Source organism: Candidatus Woesearchaeota archaeon, from assembly GCA_030651135.1.
Lineage (GTDB): Archaea > Nanobdellota > Nanobdellia > Woesearchaeales > JACPBO01 > JACPBO01.
In genome coordinates, this window is the sequence record JAUSCS010000013.1 from 178,109 (window position 1) to 194,452 (window position 16,344).

A 16,344-nucleotide genomic window follows, 5' to 3' on the forward strand; every position below is an offset into this window, starting at 1 on the left:
ATTTTTAAACTATCTTATCAAACAAAATCCTTATCTCCTTCCCTTTAATGCTCTCTTTCACTTCAACATTATGCTTCCTTGCAGGCTCCTGATCAGATATCTTTATCTTATCTGCTCCGCACTTCTCCTTTATTGCATCTTCCCATTTTGCAAGCATCTCTTTCAGATCTTCATCAACTTTAACGAATAAAACAATCCTGTCCTTCTTTTCAAGGCCGTTCTTCTTCCTTGCTTCCTGCACTCTCCTCATGATCTCCCTGGAATATCCTTCTGCTTCCAATTCATCGTTTCTTTCAGCATTAAGATAAAGCTGCCCATATCTAAATTCAACTTCCTTGAACGGAAAAGGAACTTCTCTTGTGACAACAATATGGTCCCTGAGAAGATTTATGCTCTCATTATCGACTTTCAAAACAAACTTTCCTTCTTTTTTAATGTGGCTTAAGACATTCTCTGCACTTTCTGTTGAAAGCTTTGCAATTATCTTTGGAACTTTATTGCCGAAAGCCGGGCCAAGCTTGTTAAAATCTGCTTTGACAATGGTCTTTGACTGCGGGAATATTTTCTGTATTTTCAATTCTTTAACATTAGTCTGTTTTTTAATCGCATCTTCAAGCTTTTCAACAGCGCTTACTGCCTTTTCATCATCAATAATTAAAATAACTTCTTTTAGCGGCCATCTCACTCCAAGGCTTATTTTCTCCCTCCCGGCAAGTATTGACTGTATGAAATCTTTCACAACGCTGAAATCATTTTCTAGCTCTGCATTAATTTTGTTTTTATCATAAACAGGCCAGTCAAACAAGTGTATGCTCTCTTCATTTAATCCAAAAGCTTCTTTTAAATTAAGGTAAATCTGCTCTGAAATAAACGGCGCAACTGCTGCAAACATTTTCAGAATATGCATTGTATTTTCATAAAGCGCGAATAAAATAACTTTTTTCTCATTATCTTCTCCTGAAAATTTATCCCTCACAAGCTGCACATAGGTTCTTGATAATTCAAGATAAAGCTCTTCAATGGCAAGCGGAACTTCATTTAATCTATATTCCTCGAAAAGCCCTGTAACTTTCTTGATTGTTGAATTAAGCTTTGAAAAAATATATTTTTCTTCTATTTCAAAATTCTTCTCAACGCTTTCAGCAGTTATTTTAGAAGGGTTGATGCCGCTGTTTTGCGCCAAATCAACCATGTAATTGGCAAGATTCCAAAGCACAAACAGGTTTTTGTTTTTTATCTTCAGGTCATCAAAATTATAATTGATGTCAACCCCGGGATTTGCTCCGCATATCATATAGTACCGCAGCGTATCTGCCCCGTATTTTTCAATGACTTCATAAGGAGAAACCTGATTTCCAAGGGATTTTGACATTTTTCTTCCAAGTGCATCCTGAACAAATCCGTGCATATAAACTGCCTTGAAAGAAGGCCTGTTCATGCTCACAAACGATGCAACCATTAAAAGATTGAACCATCCTCTAATCTGGTCTTTTCCTTCCAGAATAAATTCAGGCGGAAACATTTTTTCAAATAAATCTTTTCTCTGCGGATAATCTAAACAGCTCCATGATGTTGTCCCTGCATCAACCCATACGTCTAAAATGTCAGGGATTCTTTTCTTTATGCCCCCGCAGCTGCATTTTATTGTGACTTCATCAATATATGGCTTATGAAGATCTTCAGGAACTTTATTTGCTAATGCTTTCAGCTCATTAGCAGATCCTATTACAACATAATCATTGCATTTCTCGCATTTCCATACTGGCAATGGGCAGCCCCAATACCTTTGTTTTGTAATTGAATTGTCCCTTAAATTTTTCAGCCACGACTCAAATGCATTGAAGGCAGCTTCAGGCACCCATTTTATTTTTTTATTCGCTTCAATCATCTTTTCTTTAAGATCTTCCACTTCGAAGAACCACTGCTTTGTTGTTTTATAGATAACTGGATTATGGCATCTCCAGCAATGCGCGTATTCATGCTCTACTTTTGTTGTTGCAATCAGAGAATTTGCTTCTTCCAAAGCTTCTATGAATTTTTTATCATCTTTTTTTGCGATCAAGCCTGCAAATATGCCCATCTCTTTTGGGAATTCCCCTCTTTCGCTTAGATTGTTGAACGGCTTTATTTCGTTTTTATGGCCCACTTCATAATCCTCTGGGCCGCAGCCAGGGGCGCAATGCACTAATCCTGAGCCTGCGCTCAGATCAACATATTCTGAAGATAAAATCACAGAATGCACTTTCAAAGATTCTTTTTCAAGCTCGTCATAAACATTTTTAAGCTCTTTGTAAAGAGGATGCTCATACCTTGTTCCCTCTAATTTATTGCCTTTGAATTCTTCCAAAATAGTAAAATCCTTGTTTGCAACTCCTCCTATAAATGCTCCTGCCAATCCTTTTGCAACAATCCAGACTTCACTTCCAACTTTCGCCCTTACATAATCAAGTTCAGGATTAACCATTACTGCTAAATTGAATGGAATTGTCCATGGTGTTGTTGTCCATATCACCAGATACTCGTTTGGCTTGTCTTTTACCTTGAATTTCAGGAAAATAGAATCATCTTCAACTGTTTCATATTCCAGTTCGTGCTTTGCAAGCGCTGTTTCGCAATGGCCACACCACGTCATTGTTCTTAAACCTTCATACAGCCTTTTGTTCTCATGCGCTCTTTTTATAAGCCACCATTCGCCTTCAATAAACTCGTTTTTCAAGGACTGATAGGCATTTTCAAAATCCATCCATATGCCGAGCCTTATAAAATCATCATTCATCAGCTTCATGTTTTCTGTTGAAAGCGTTTTGCATTCTTTTATAAACTTTTCAACTCCGAACTTTACAATGTCTTCTTTCTGCTTTATTCCAAGTTTTTCCTCGACTTTATGCTCTGTCGGCAAACCATGCATGTCATAGCCTGCCCTGTCCCAGATGTTGAAGCCATTCATTCTTTTAAATCTGATGAAGCAGTCCTTTAGCGATTTGTTCCATGCCGTCCCAATATGCACTCTGCCCGATGTGTATGGCGGCCCATCTAAGAAATAGAAGATCTTTCCTTTCCTGTTCTTTTCTTTTGCTTTCTCGTAGATCTTTTTCTCTTTCCAGAACTTCAGAGTATTCTCTTCAACTTCCCTGAAATTATAATTTTTGAGCATATAGTGTTAGTTTTTATATTCATTTAAATATATTATGGTTAAATGGTGGTTAAAAAAAGAATATAGCCCCAGGCGGATTCGAACCGCCGTCAGAGCCTCCAGAGGGCCCTATCCTTAGTCTTCTTGAAACTTTCAAGAATTGACCGCTAGACTATGGGGCTTTATGTTGATTAATTATGTTTTGTTTTAAAAAGCTTTCTACATAAACATTTAAAAACAAACTGATTATTCTTTATGCAATGAAACAGATCGGATCAGGGGCAGAGGCAATCATCTACCTTGACAGGGATGTTATAAAGGACAGGGTCAGAAAATCCTACAGGATCCCTGAAATAGACGTGCCTTTAAGGAAAACCAGGACAAGAAGAGAAGCAAATATTTTGGTTAAATTAAACAAAATAGGTTTTCCTGCGCCCAAATTAGTCTATTCTGATGATAAAGAAAAAATAAAGATGGATTTTATTGAAGGCGATAAATTGAGAGATGCTCTGAATAAAGAGAATTGCAGAAAATTGTGCTTTGAGCTTGGGAAAAAGATCGGAATTTTGCATAATAACAACATTATTCACGGCGATCTGACAACATCAAATATGATCCTGAACAAAAAAGACAGCAACAAGATTTACTTTATTGATTTTGGATTGAGCTTTATATCTTATAAAGTAGAGGACATGGCTGTCGATCTCCATTTGTTAAGGCAGGCCCTTGAAAGCAAGCACTATGAGATATGGAAGGAATGCTTTGATTCTACTGTCGCAGGCTATAAGAAAGAAATGAAAGATAACAATGAAGTGCTGAAAAGATTTGAGATTGTTGAAATGAGAGGAAGGCATAAAAGAAAAAGCAGTTAGCTCTATGAAAAAAATAAAAGCAGTTGCATTATTGTCAGGCGGATTGGACAGCTCTCTCGCTGTAAAATTAATCAAAGACCAGGGCATTGATGTTCACGCGCTTAACTGCACTTCTATTTTCTGCCTTTGCAACACAAGGGGAAGATGCGAGTCTGCCGAGGTTGCAAAAAAGTTTAATGTCCCGATAAAGATGATCAAAAAGGGAATGGAATACATAAAAATTGTCAGAAACCCTAAGCACGGCTATGGCTCTTCAATGAACCCGTGCATTGACTGCAGGATTTATCTTCTTAAGAAGGCAAAAAAATATGCCAAGGAGATCGGGGCAAAGTTTATCTTCACTGGAGAAGTGCTTGACCAAAGGCCAATGTCGCAGCATTTCAATACCTTGATGCTCATTGAAAAAGAATCTGGCCTGAAAGGAAAATTATTAAGGCCGCTGTCAGCGAAATTGCTGCCTGAAACAGAGGCTGAAAAAAAAGGCTGGGTTAAAAGGGAGTTGCTATTGGGGATAAAAGGAAGGCAGAGAAAAGAGCAGATTGAGCTTGCTAAAAAGCTTAATTTTTCAGACTATCCCTGCCCATCTGGTGGCTGTTTATTGACGGACAAGTGTTTCGGCAATAAAATCAGGGATTTATTCGATCATAAAAAAACAATTTCAATGAAGGACCTGCTGATGCTGAAATACGGGAGGCATTTCAGGCTTGACGGAAGCAAAATAATTGTGGGAAGGAATGAAGCTGAAAACAAGGAATTGCTGAGATTGAAAAATAAATCAGATTATTATTTTGAAGTTCCTGATTGCGGAAGCCCGGTAACAGTATTGCAGGATAAAAAGACGAAAGAGGCAATTAAGCTGGCAGCGCAGCTTACAGCAAGGTACAGCGATGATAAAAATGATGAAGTGCTTGTGAAATATGGCAGAAGCAGATCAGATAAAGAAATAAAAATCAATAAAATAAGCGAAGATGAAATAAATAAATTTTTTATAAAATAAGATTAATTTCCAATAAATTTTTATAGTAATAACTTAAGGTGTTTTAAAAGAGGTGTTTTTGTGAGGAAGATAATTTTATTTTCGGTGTTATTAATCCCGTTAATTTTGATTATTGGCTGTTCTCAGGAAGGTGAATTTGGCAAAAGGCCGGGAAGCCAGGAAATATACAATCCTGAGTTGCCCGGGGACAAAGGAATAAATGAGCCGCCAACACAGCAAGAAAAATGGCCGGAAGAAAGAAGCGATGAGTTGATGCTGCCTCCAATAAATACAGATTTGCCTTTGCCGCAATCCCCTGAAGGAGTTCCAAAAGGGGAATTGATAAAAAAACAGCTTGGAGATGTTGAAGTTGCTTATTTCTCAACCGGAATTATCAGAGGCATGACTGAAAGCGGGCTTGACTATTTTATTGCACTAAAAAATAAAGGCAGCAGCGAGGCTTTTATCTCAATAACACCGGATCAGGAATTAATCAAGCAAGTTCCGGAATGGAATCTTCATTTTTTCTCATTCCAGAATTCTCCTGTAAAAATAGCCCCGGGTGAGGAAAAAAAGCTCTGGTATTTCATCTCTCTTGACAGAGGCGGTGAAGAGACTTTCACAGTAAATTTTGAACTGAGCCAAGGAGGTAATAGCCTCAATTTGCCTGTAGTTTTTGGCACAGTTGATGATGATTTAAGGGGAAAAGAAACAAGCAGGATTTATGGTTATGTAAAAGACGAAAATGGGAATCCAGTCAGCAATGTAAGAGTCGATGCCACGATGAATTGCGGCAGGTATGGGTTCAGAGGGGATAGTGACCGGCTTGGAAGATACAACATCAATGTACTTGGGATGGAAGATATTAACGCAATCTATGCAAGAGAAACCGCATGCGACTCAAATGATTATTTTATTTCTGCTGATAAGGAAGGATACGAATATTATTTCAAAGGGCAGGTTGCGCCTACAAGAAAAGATTTTGTAAGGCTAGATATCATTCTTGAAAGTAAAAAAGAAACTGTTTCCTACAGTATGGAATGGGAAAAGCAGGTTGATGATAATTATGGCTTCTTTTGGATAAAAGCTGCAAACGATTTCAGCGTATTTGCTGCTGATCAGGCAAAGCATCCGCCTCAATTGGATAAGCCAACAAATTTTTATCTGTTTGACTCAAAAGGCAATGTTTTATGGAAGCAGCCTGCTGGCAACGAGTGCTGGGGCATTGATATTGCAGAAGATGGCAGTAAAGTTACAGCTGGCTGCCACGATAATAAGATATACACTGTCGATAAAAGCGGCAAATTGCTGTGGTCTTTTGATGCAGGAGGAATGGTGAGGAGTGCCTGCTTTTCAAGAGACGGCAAAGAGGTTTTGTCTGGCGCTATCCAGAAATTGTATTTGTTTGATTCAGACACCGGAGCTAAAGAAGAAGTATCCTGGATTGATGAATGGTTTAGGAATTGCCGGTTTTATTATGATGACTCCGGGTTTATCGTTGGGGCAAGAACCTTGGCAGGATTTGATTCCGATGGAAACAAAAAATGGGATTTTGTAATGGGCGAGTTCCCTATGTTCTTGGGGGTTGATAATAAGAAAAATGTTTTTGCTGCTGGAAAAAGCAGGACTTTGTTTTCATTCGATGCCGACGGCAACCTGCGATGGAAGCACAGGATTCCTGATCACGTTGCCGGAGCAGGCGCTGTAACGCCAGATGGCAGCAGAATTGTTCTTGGCACTGTTGGTGCTATGGTTTATATGTTTGACAATAATGGAAACCTTTTATGGAAAAGATCTATGATTGGGATAGGAGAAGAAGGGGGAATGGGGCATAATGCAATTACAATTTCCAATGATGGAAAAAGAATCGTTGTAGGCGGAGCACCAAGCAATTGTGTTATGGTTTATAACGAAAAGGGAACAATGCTGTGGAAAGGCTGCAACAAAATAGGAAATGTCTCAAAAGATTTTCTTGTTGGAATAAACAGCGTTCAAATATCTGATGATAAAACAAAAATAGTCGCAGCTTATGGCGATAATTATGTTCGTGAATTTATCGGGGGTTAAAATAAAAATCAGGTTTAAGGAAAAATGACCCGCCGCGAAGAGATTGAAAAATTATTGGGAGAGAAAGCGCATTCTGTCCAGGACTTAGCGAATTATTTCAGGGTCACAGCCAAAGAAATTAAGGAAGATCTCAGCCATGTTGCCCGTTCTATAAAGCCGAGAAAGTTAAAGCTTGATCCAGCATACTGCAAGAGCTGCGGATTTGTTTTCAAGGAGAGATCCAAATTAAGCAGGCCAAGCAAATGCCCTAAATGCAGAAAAGAATGGATCGAAGAGGCGAGGTTCAGCATAAAATAGGTTTCTTGCATACAAAAAAAGTGCAGTTTCCAGTTATTAATTTTTCATCTTCTTTTGCAATGCTGTTTCTTTTATCATAAAACACCAGTTCAAAGCCTGCTTTTTTAATTTGTTTGATTATCTTTGAAAGTCTCGGTATATGGATAAACTGCTCATTTTCATATTCCTCTATACGCGCCCTTTTAAAGAACTGGTCGCCGTACTCTATTTCCCTTATATTCAGCCCAATAGGCTTAAAAATGTAAAGCCTGAGCCACTGTTTTATCCAAAACCAGAAATATTTCTTATTCAACTGCCTCAAATGCGATGTGAAAATAAAATATCCTCCTGGCTTTATTGCCCTGTTTGCTTCTTTTAATGCCTTCAGCCTGTTTTCTTCTCCTGGAATTTGATCCCAGCCGTTAAATGAGAACAATGCATTGTCAAAGCTTTCATTCCTGATTTTCAGGTTTGCTGCGTTGCCAACTCTAAAATCAATCTTTATCCTGAATTCTTTTGAAAGCCTTTTAGCTGTTTTGATCATTGCAGGAGTCAGGTCTATTCCTATCACTTTATAGCCTATTTTAACAAGAGAAAAAGTTGTTCTTCCGGAGCCGCAGCCTATATCAAATATTCTTGATCCTGGCTTAAAATATTTTTTAAATAGTTTTTCTTCTGATTTCCACAAGCCTTCCCTTGTTGCTTCTTCGTATGATTTCTGGACTTTTTCATTTGAAAATTCCCTTACGACCAGATTTTGAAGTGGTTTGTAGCTACTCATAATAATTAAAAATGCGGTTGTGTTTATAAATTTTACCGGCGTAAAACACAAAACCGAAAGTTATTTAAACAAAAAACACATTCCAAATGACTATGATAAACAACACAATTGGTGGTTATCGGCATTGTTTTGAGCTGTAATTCTGTTTTGATTAGCTTGATCGCCAAGATTAATTCTGCATTCTTTCATTGCTGGCTCAAAGCTAGCTCTATAAACTAAAACAAATTCTTTTAATTTCCGATAAGGAAAAATAAGCTCATTTCGGGCTTATTTAAAGTTGATTTTGTCGTCGATAAAATCTAAGAAAGATCAAATAAAAAATAGCGTGAGCTATGAAAAATTCAAGACGGCGATAGTGGTGTAATGGCAGCACAGGAGATTGTGGATCTTCAGGACTGGGTTCGAATCCCGGCTATCGCCCTTAAGGTGAAAAATGAAAGGACCAATAATAATAAAGCCAACAAACAAAAGGCTACAGGAATTTGTGGAGAAAGGATTAGGATTTTTTAATAGATTGGAGGCTAAAGAAATGATGGAAGCAAGAGGTGAAGACATCCCAAGCATTACAGAGCAATTTGTAGAAGACAAGATGGTTGCTTTCGGCTTGACAGGAGAAGACCTTTTTAATGATTACATGCTAAGCAAAAGCTGTAATTCTAGGATAGAGATCATTAAAAGGATCGTGTGGCGTGATGAAAAAGCATTATTTGGCAAGCCAACATTATGTTTGCTTGGTCCCGATGGCGGCAATCCGCTGAGCAAAAATCCAAGAATTTGCATCAATGCAAAATACAAAAATATGGCGCTTGCATTTCTTAAGTCAAAAGGCATTAAGTTCAAACCCCTTTACGTTAATGGGCAAACAGAATCTTGTGTTGGAAAGATAGCTGACTTAGCAATTGACATTGTTTACAGCGGTTCTACTATAAGGGAGCTTAAGCTCGCAGTCTATGATAGGATATTTTCATCAGATTTTGTAATTATTGGAGGTAAAAATGGAAGCAAGGAACTATATTAAAAATCTGAACGGGTATGCGCCGCCAAATTCCGGAAGAAAGGATTTCATCAGGCTCGACTTTAATGAGAACACAAAGGGATGTTCAAAAAAAGTGCTTGATAAAATGAAAAGCATAGATAAAATGTATCTTTCGACTTATCCCGATTATAGCGGCTTAAATGAAAAAGTGGCCGGATACTGCAAAGTAAAACCGAATAATATTGTGGTGACAAATGGCTGTGATGCAGCCTTAAAGTTAGTAGCAGATTGTTTTGTTGACAAAAATGACTCAGCTGTGATTATCGAACCAACTTTTTCCATGTATGAATTTTTTCTAACAATTGCTGGAGCAAAAATAAAAAAAATAAAATATAATAAAAATCTTAGTTTCCCAACAGAGAATTTATTAAAAGCTGTCAATAAAAAGACAAAAATTATCATCTTATGCAACCCAAACAACCCTACTGGAACATCAATAGATCAAAAAAGCATTATGAGGATACTCAAAAAAGCAAAAAATTCAGTTGTTTTAATTGACGAAGCATATGGTGAATTTTCTAATTTTACAGCAAGCAATATGATTGAAAAATATGGCAATTTGATCATAACGAGAACTTTTTCCAAGGCTTTTGGATTAGCTGGGTTAAGGGCAGGATATATAATATCAAATAACAAAAATATTGAAATTTTGAAAAAGGCTTATGGCCCTTTTGAGGTGAATTCGATTGCTAAAACAGCCATAGAAGCGGCCTTGGACGATGTTGCTTGGATGAAAAAGAGCATTAAAGATGTCAAAGAAAACAAGAAAGTGCTTGAAAGCGAATTTAGAAAATTGAGCATAGAGTTTTACCCAAGCAAAGCTAATTTTTTGCTTGCAAGATTTGATGATGCGGAATATATCAGAGGCAGACTAAAGGAAAACAAGATTCTGGTTAGAGGCATGAGCAGATATCCTCTAATTAAAAATTGCCTGAGAATCACGATAGGGACAAAAAAACAGATGAGGAAACTGGCCAAATCCCTGGAACAAATACTAAAGCCTGCCTTAATCTTTGACATGGATGGTGTTCTGGTTGATGTTGGCAGATCTTACAGGACGGCAATAAAAAAAACAGCAGAGTTCTTTACAGGCTCCAGAGTTAGTTATGGTGAAATTCAGGCATATAAGGAAAAAACAGGGTTTAATAACGACTGGAATATAACAGAAGCCATAATCAAAAGCAGGGGCAAATTGATAAAAAGAGGAAAAATAATAGATAAATTTCAGAACTGCTATTTGGGAAATGATTTTGATGGATTGGTAAAAAATGAAAAATGGCTGCTGAAGAGAAAGATTTTGGAAAAATTATCTAAAAAATACGAGTTGGCAATTGTGACGGGCAGACCCAAGAAAGAAGCAGAGTATGCATTAATAAGAAACAATGTTAAAAGTTTTTTCTCTGTGGTCATGGCTCTTGAGGACGTTTCCAAAGATAAGCCAAATCCGGAAGGCATTATCAAAGCGATGAATGCGCTTAGCGTCAGCAGAGCAATCTATTTCGGAGATACAAAAAATGACAAGCTAGCAGCTTCCAATGCAAAAATTGGCTTTGAATTTGTTAATAAAAACATAAATAAGATTGTCAGAGGCTATGCAAAATGAGAACTTCCAAGATTGAAAGAAAAACAAAGGAAACAGAGATATGTGTAGAATTAAATCTCGATGGAAGCGGGAAATACAATGTAGATGCGCCAATAAGATTTTTTGCGCACATGATTGAATCTTTCTCAAAGCACGGGCTCTTTGACATCGCTATGCAGGCAAAAGGAGATGTTGAAGTGGATCAGCATCACATAATAGAAGATTGCGGAATAGTGTTGGGACAGGCATTCAGGGAGGCATTGGATGACAAAAAGGGAATTAACAGGGCAGGATATTTCATTTATCCAATGGATGATGCTCTTGCAATTGTGGCATTAGACATATCAGGAAGACCTTACCTGAGGTTTGAGGGAAAGCCAAGAAGGAGATTCTGCGGAGATTTTGATGCAGATTTGCTTGAGGATTTTTTTTATGGTTTTTCAACGGGCTTGCAGGCAAATATAGCCATTCGGATGAAATATGGAAGAAGCGACCACCACAAAATCGAGGCTTTATTCAAGGCTTTTGCAAAAGCAATGAAAACTGCATGCTCAAGGGACAAGCGAGCCTTGAAAGAAACGCCATCAACTAAGGGTTTGATTGAAAAATGATAGGAATAATAGACTGCGGAACTGGAAATTTGAATAGTGTAAAAAATGCACTTGATTATTTAAGAACGAAATCTAAGGTAGTGAATACTCCGGAAGAAATAGAAAATGCTGATGCGATAATCCTGCCCGGTGTTGGTGCATTTGGGTTTGTGATGGATAATTTAAGGGACAAAGGATTAGAAATGCCTATAAGAAACTCAATTAAGGACGGAAAACCATTTTTGGGCATTTGTTTGGGTCTTCAAGCGCTTTTTGAAGAAAGTGAGGAAAGCAAAGGAGTAAAGGGTCTTGGCATCTTTAAAGGCAAGGCGGTGAAATTCTCAAAAGGAAAAGTTCCACAAGTGGGGTGGAATAAGGTAATTCCCACCAAAAAAGGCATTTTCAGAGAAAGCTATTTCTATTTTGTCAATTCATATTATGTTGTACCTGAAGAAAAAGAGATTGTTGCAGCAACGACAGATTACTTTGGCAGCTTTGTTAGCGGAATTCAGTATAAGAATGTGGCTGCTGTCCAATTCCACCCTGAGAAAAGCGGTAAATCTGGCTTAGAACTATTAAGGAGATGGTTAAAATGCTCGCTAAAAGAATAATCCCTTGCTTGGATGTAAAAGAAGGCATTGTTGTAAAAGGAACTAATTTCGTTAATTTAAGGTGCGCTGGCGATGCAGTCAGGTTAGCAAAGAAATATGATAGCGAAGGTGCAGACGAACTTGTATTTTTGGATATTGCTGCATCCTCTGAAAAAAGGAAAATAACGATTGAACTAGTCAAAAAAGTAGCAAAACAAATATTTATCCCCCTGACTGTCGGTGGAGGGATAAACACAATCGAAGATATAAGAGACGTGCTTAATGCGGGCGCAGACAAGGTTTCAATTAACACAGCAGCAGTCAAAAATCCGCAGTTGATCAAAAAAGCCGCAAAAAAATTTGGAAGCCAATGCATAGTCGTAGCTGTAGATGTCAAGAAGATCAATGGGAAATATGAAGTTTTTATCGAAGGAGGAAGGCGATCTGCAGGAATTAGCGCTGTAAGATGGGCTAAACAAGCCGAGCTTCTGGGTGCAGGTGAAATTCTCTTGACATCTATGGACAAAGATGGGACAAAAGAAGGTTATGATATTGAACTTACTAAAGCAATCTCCCAATCAGTTAATATCCCGGTAATAGCGTCTGGGGGGGCAGGCTCATTGCCGAGTTTAGCCGAGGTTTTCAGGAAAGGGAAAGCAGATGCTGTATTGGCGGCATCAATCTTCCACTATGGCACATATTCAATATCTGAAGTAAAAGATTATTTGAATAATGAAGGCATCGAGGTAAGAAAATGATAATTCCCAGCATTGATTTAATGGATGGGAAAGCAGTTCAATTGAAGCAGGGGAAATCAAAAGTGCTTGAAAGGCAGGATGTATTAGATTTGGCTCTGGAATTCAGGAAGTATGGAGAACTTGCTGTAATTGATTTGGATGCAGCTCTAGGCAAAGGCAACAATACAGCGTTGGTGAAAGACATTTGTAAGATAGCAGACTGCAGAGTCGGCGGCGGGATAAGGACTGTGAAGAAAGCGTATGAGATCTTGCGGTCAGGCGCCAAAAAAATCATAATTGGAACAAAGGCAGAGCCAAGGTTTTTAAAACAGCTGCCAAAAGAACGCCTTATTGCAGCAATAGATGTAAAAAACAATTATGTCGCAAGCGAAGGCTGGACTAAGAACACAGGGGAAAAACCAGAAGATGTCATAAAACAACTGGAAAATTATTGTTCCGAATTTCTCTTTACAGATATTGAAAGGGAAGGGCTTATGCAGGGCTTTGATTTTAAAAGAATTGCAGCATTAAAAAAGCTTACAAAAAACAAAATAACGGCCGCAGGCGGAATAACATCAATAGATGAAATCAAAAAGCTTGAGAACCTCGGAATTAATTCACAGATAGGAATGTCCATTTATAAAAATAAAATAAAACTAGATGAAGCGTTTATTTCATTATTGGACTTTAGCAAAAACAACTGCTTAATGCCCACAATTGCACAAGATGACAAAAAACAGGTCCTAATGCTGGCTTTTTCAACAAAAGAATCGTTGTTGAAAACATTCAGGACTAATAAAGCAACATACTACAGCAGGTCAAAGAAAAAACTTTGGACAAAGGGCGAAACTTCAGGAAACTTTCAGGAACTTATCAAGGCACGATACGATTGTGACAGGGACTGTTTGCTGTTTACTGTAATGCAAAAGAATTCAGCATGCCACACTAAAGCTTATTCGTGCTTCGGTGAGAAGGAATTTGAGCTGGAAGACCTTTACGACATCATATTAGACAGGCTAAAAAATCCGAAAGAAGAGTCTTATACATCAAAGCTATTGAAGAACGAAGATTTAATAAAGCGAAAAATTAAAGAAGAAGCGTATGAGGTCATAAACTACAAGGACGAAAATAATCTGGTTTGGGAAATCGCAGATCTGATGTATTTCGTGATGGTTTTAATGGCCAAAAAAAGAATAAATATAATGGATGTGAAGAATGAACTATGGAGCAGAAGAAAATGAAGACCACAAATATTGCAAGTAAAATAATAAAAGAAGTAAGAGAGAAAGGAGATTCTGCTATTTTAAGATATAATATTTTATTTGATAAAAAGTATAATAAAAGATTTGAAATAACTAGAAAACAGATAAGAGAATGTTATAAAAAAGCAGATAAAGAAACAATTAAGGCAATAAAATATGCGATTAAAAATATCGAAGAATTTGCAAAAGCGCAGCTAAAACAGCTTAAAAACTTCGAGTTAAAAAGAGAGTATGGCATCATAGGCCAAAAAATCGTTCCAATAGAAAAAGTTGGCTGCTATGTTCCGGGTGGCAATTTTCCTCTGCTTAGTTCAGCATTAATGTCAATCATCCCCGCAAAAATTGCTGGGGTGAATGATATTATTGTTTGTTCGCCTAAAATTAAACCAGATGTCATTGTCGCAGCAGATTTAGCGGGTGCGAATAGAATATTTGATGTTGGTGGAGTACAAGCAATTGCTGCCTTAGCGTATGGAACAAAACAAATTCCAAAAGTTGATAAAATAGTTGGTCCTGGAAACAAGTATGTTCAAGAAGCAAAAAAACAAGTTTTCGGGGATGTTGGAATTGATTTTATTGCCGGCCCTAGTGAAATAATGATCATAGCTGACGAAACTGCAAATATGAATTTTATAAATGCAGATCTTGCTGCTCAGAAAGAACACGATAAAGGCGTAAAAGTATGGTTAATCAAAGCATCATCAAAATCAGATAAACAAATAGAAGAAGCCATTAAAAAAGCCAATGAAATAGCACCAGAACACTTGGAACTGTTTGTTAAAAAGTTCAATAAGTACATCAAAGGACTTAGAAACTATGGCTCTTTGTTTATTGGTTATAATTCAGGAGTTGTTTTTGGCGATTATTGCAGCGGAACAAACCACATTTTACCTACAAATAAGGCTTCAAAATATGCTGGCGGTTTATCTGTAAGGGATTTTATTAAAGTACAAACCTATCAAAAAATAAAACCGAACAAAAAACTGATGAAAATGACCATTAAATTGGCGGAATTGGAAGGTTTAAAAAAACACAAAAAATCTGCAGAAATAAGGCTGAAGAAAAAGAACTGATTTTTTTCAAAACCTTTTTAAACTTTGCAATAAAAAGGCATGATGAGGAGCAAAATGGCATTCCAAAAAGTAAAAGGAACAGCGGATTTTTATCCGGAAGAAAAGGAGATCCAGAACAGAGTATTTTCAATACTCAGAGCTATGGCGATCAAATACGGATTCAGCGAGGTTGAAAGCCCGGCTTTTGAACATCTGAAAGTATTGACTGAAAAGGAAGGGGAAGAGATAAAGAAACAAGTATTCGTGCTTGAAAAGAGAAGCGATGAAGAGCTTGGACTGAGGTTTGATCTGACTGTTCCTTTGGCGAGAATGTTCATCGAAAAGCAGAAGACAGTTCCAAAGCCTGTAAAATGGTTTTATTTGACTAGAATGTGGAGATATGAGCAGCCTCAGCAGGGCAGAGCAAGGGAATTTTATCAGTTTGGGGTGGAGCTATTCGGAAGCGACAAGCCCGAAGCAGATGCCGAGGTTATTAATTTAGTAATTGATTCTTTAACGGCATTAGGGCTGACAAAAAAGGATTTTTTCATAAAAATAAACAACAGGAAATTATTGGAAGGTTTATTGACTGATTTTATTGATAAAAACAAGCTTGAAGAAACAATAAGGATCATTGATAAAAAATCAAAAGTTTCTGAAAAAGAGTTTGAAACAGAGCTGAAAGGCATTAAATTAAATGATGAACAAATAACTAAAATAAAAAACATCCTGAAAATAAATAAAATCGAGGAAATAGAAAAATTAAAGCTAAATGAAGAAGCTTCTAGAGGCTGTGAAGAATTAAAGAATATCTTAAAATTTGTCAAAAAAGAATTTGTAATGATTGACCTTTCAGCTGCCCGCGGCCTGGCCTACTATACCGGAACTGTGTTTGAGTGCTTTGATTCAGAGCAGAAGTTCAGGGCAATTGCAGGCGGCGGGAGATACGATAAGATGATTGAGCAGTTTGGCGGAGAACCATGCCCGGCAACAGGATTTGGAATGGGCTACTCGACATTGATGCTTTTACTGGAAGATAAGAAGCTAATTCCCAAAATTGATCTTGGCCCTGATTATTTTGTCGCTATATTGAATGATGATGTAAGGGAAGATGCACTTAAAATAGTTGATAAATTAAGGAAGAAATATTCTGTTGACTACGATCTGAGCAGGAGAAATTTAGGCAACCAATTAAAATATGCAAATTCAATAAAAGCAAAAAAAGCAATAGTTATCGGTGAAGACGAAGTTAAGAAAAAAGAGGTGAAAGTAAAGGATATGAATACGGGTAAGGAGGAAAAGGTTTTTTTGGATAAGTTATAAAATGGAAGTTAAAATATATTCAGGTTGGGCGAGATGAATGAGAAATATGCTGATGCCATTAAAGCAG

General features: G+C 37.3%; 14 protein-coding genes and 2 tRNA genes. 13 read left to right on the plus strand and 3 right to left on the minus strand.

Annotation, left to right across the window (positions count from 1 at the left end; genetic code table 11):
- Positions 1 to 4 precede the first annotated feature (4 nt).
- Positions 5 to 3,154, minus strand: coding sequence for an isoleucine--tRNA ligase (ileS, locus tag Q7J54_07630; protein MDO8741406.1), 3,150 nt, complete (start codon positions 3,152 to 3,154; stop codon positions 5 to 7).
- A 63-nt stretch (positions 3,155 to 3,217) separates the two neighbouring features.
- Positions 3,218 to 3,315, minus strand: a tRNA-Gln gene (locus Q7J54_07635).
- Positions 3,316 to 3,393: 78 nt separating this feature from the next.
- On the opposite strand from Q7J54_07635, the gene Q7J54_07640 reads away from it, so the two are divergent.
- From Q7J54_07640 to Q7J54_07655, 4 genes are read left to right on the plus strand one after another with little or no spacing between them, the layout of a single operon-like run.
- Positions 3,394 to 4,005 carry a KEOPS complex kinase/ATPase Bud32 gene (locus Q7J54_07640; protein ID MDO8741407.1) on the plus strand — a complete coding sequence of 204 codons (612 nt, stop codon included), beginning with the start codon at positions 3,394 to 3,396 and terminating at the stop codon, positions 4,003 to 4,005.
- Between the two features lie 4 nt (positions 4,006 to 4,009).
- Positions 4,010 to 5,002, plus strand: a complete 993-nt coding sequence (locus Q7J54_07645; GenBank protein MDO8741408.1) for a hypothetical protein — start codon at positions 4,010 to 4,012, stop codon at positions 5,000 to 5,002.
- Between the two features lie 60 nt (positions 5,003 to 5,062).
- Positions 5,063 to 7,048: a PQQ-binding-like beta-propeller repeat protein gene (locus tag Q7J54_07650; protein ID MDO8741409.1), complete on the plus strand. Its 1,986-nt coding sequence runs from the start codon at positions 5,063 to 5,065 to the stop codon at positions 7,046 to 7,048.
- Positions 7,049 to 7,072: 24 nt separating this feature from the next.
- Positions 7,073 to 7,345, plus strand: a complete 273-nt coding sequence (locus Q7J54_07655) for a transcriptional regulator (GenBank protein ID MDO8741410.1) — start codon at positions 7,073 to 7,075, stop codon at positions 7,343 to 7,345.
- On the opposite strand, the gene Q7J54_07660 is transcribed toward Q7J54_07655, so the two are convergent.
- Positions 7,332 to 8,105 carry a methyltransferase domain-containing protein gene (locus tag Q7J54_07660; GenBank protein ID MDO8741411.1) on the minus strand — a complete coding sequence of 258 codons (774 nt, stop codon included), beginning with the start codon at positions 8,103 to 8,105 and terminating at the stop codon, positions 7,332 to 7,334. The genes Q7J54_07655 and Q7J54_07660 overlap by 14 nt on opposite strands.
- Positions 8,106 to 8,454: 349 nt before the next feature.
- Here Q7J54_07660 and Q7J54_07665 point away from each other — a divergent pair.
- From Q7J54_07665 to hisS, 9 genes are all read left to right on the plus strand, one after another.
- Positions 8,455 to 8,525 (plus strand) — tRNA-His (locus tag Q7J54_07665).
- Between the two features lie 13 nt (positions 8,526 to 8,538).
- Positions 8,539 to 9,123: a hypothetical protein gene (locus tag Q7J54_07670; protein ID MDO8741412.1), complete on the plus strand. Its 585-nt coding sequence runs from the start codon at positions 8,539 to 8,541 to the stop codon at positions 9,121 to 9,123.
- The gene (gene hisC / locus Q7J54_07675; protein ID MDO8741413.1) at positions 9,101 to 10,744 is read left to right on the plus strand and encodes a histidinol-phosphate transaminase; all 1,644 of its coding nucleotides are present in this window, start codon (positions 9,101 to 9,103) and stop codon (positions 10,742 to 10,744) included. The genes Q7J54_07670 and hisC overlap by 23 nt, the downstream gene beginning before the upstream one ends.
- Positions 10,741 to 11,334: an imidazoleglycerol-phosphate dehydratase HisB gene (hisB, locus tag Q7J54_07680; GenBank protein ID MDO8741414.1), complete on the plus strand. Its 594-nt coding sequence runs from the start codon at positions 10,741 to 10,743 to the stop codon at positions 11,332 to 11,334. Before hisC ends, hisB begins: the two co-directional genes overlap by 4 nt.
- Positions 11,331 to 11,924, plus strand: a complete 594-nt coding sequence (gene hisH, locus Q7J54_07685) for an imidazole glycerol phosphate synthase subunit HisH (protein ID MDO8741415.1) — start codon at positions 11,331 to 11,333, stop codon at positions 11,922 to 11,924. Before hisB ends, hisH begins: the two co-directional genes overlap by 4 nt.
- Positions 11,906 to 12,661, plus strand: coding sequence for an imidazole glycerol phosphate synthase subunit HisF (gene hisF / locus Q7J54_07690; protein MDO8741416.1), 756 nt, complete (start codon positions 11,906 to 11,908; stop codon positions 12,659 to 12,661). Before hisH ends, hisF begins: the two co-directional genes overlap by 19 nt.
- On the plus strand, positions 12,658 to 13,881 hold the full coding sequence (gene hisIE, locus Q7J54_07695; protein MDO8741417.1) for a bifunctional phosphoribosyl-AMP cyclohydrolase/phosphoribosyl-ATP diphosphatase HisIE: 1,224 nt from the start codon (positions 12,658 to 12,660) through the stop codon (positions 13,879 to 13,881). The genes hisF and hisIE overlap by 4 nt, the downstream gene beginning before the upstream one ends.
- Complete coding sequence (gene hisD / locus Q7J54_07700) at positions 13,863 to 14,975, plus strand: histidinol dehydrogenase (protein ID MDO8741418.1); 1,113 nt, start codon at positions 13,863 to 13,865, stop codon at positions 14,973 to 14,975. Before hisIE ends, hisD begins: the two co-directional genes overlap by 19 nt.
- Positions 14,976 to 15,029: 54 nt before the next feature.
- Positions 15,030 to 16,277: a histidine--tRNA ligase gene (gene hisS / locus Q7J54_07705; GenBank protein MDO8741419.1), complete on the plus strand. Its 1,248-nt coding sequence runs from the start codon at positions 15,030 to 15,032 to the stop codon at positions 16,275 to 16,277.
- Positions 16,278 to 16,344 lie beyond the last annotated feature (67 nt).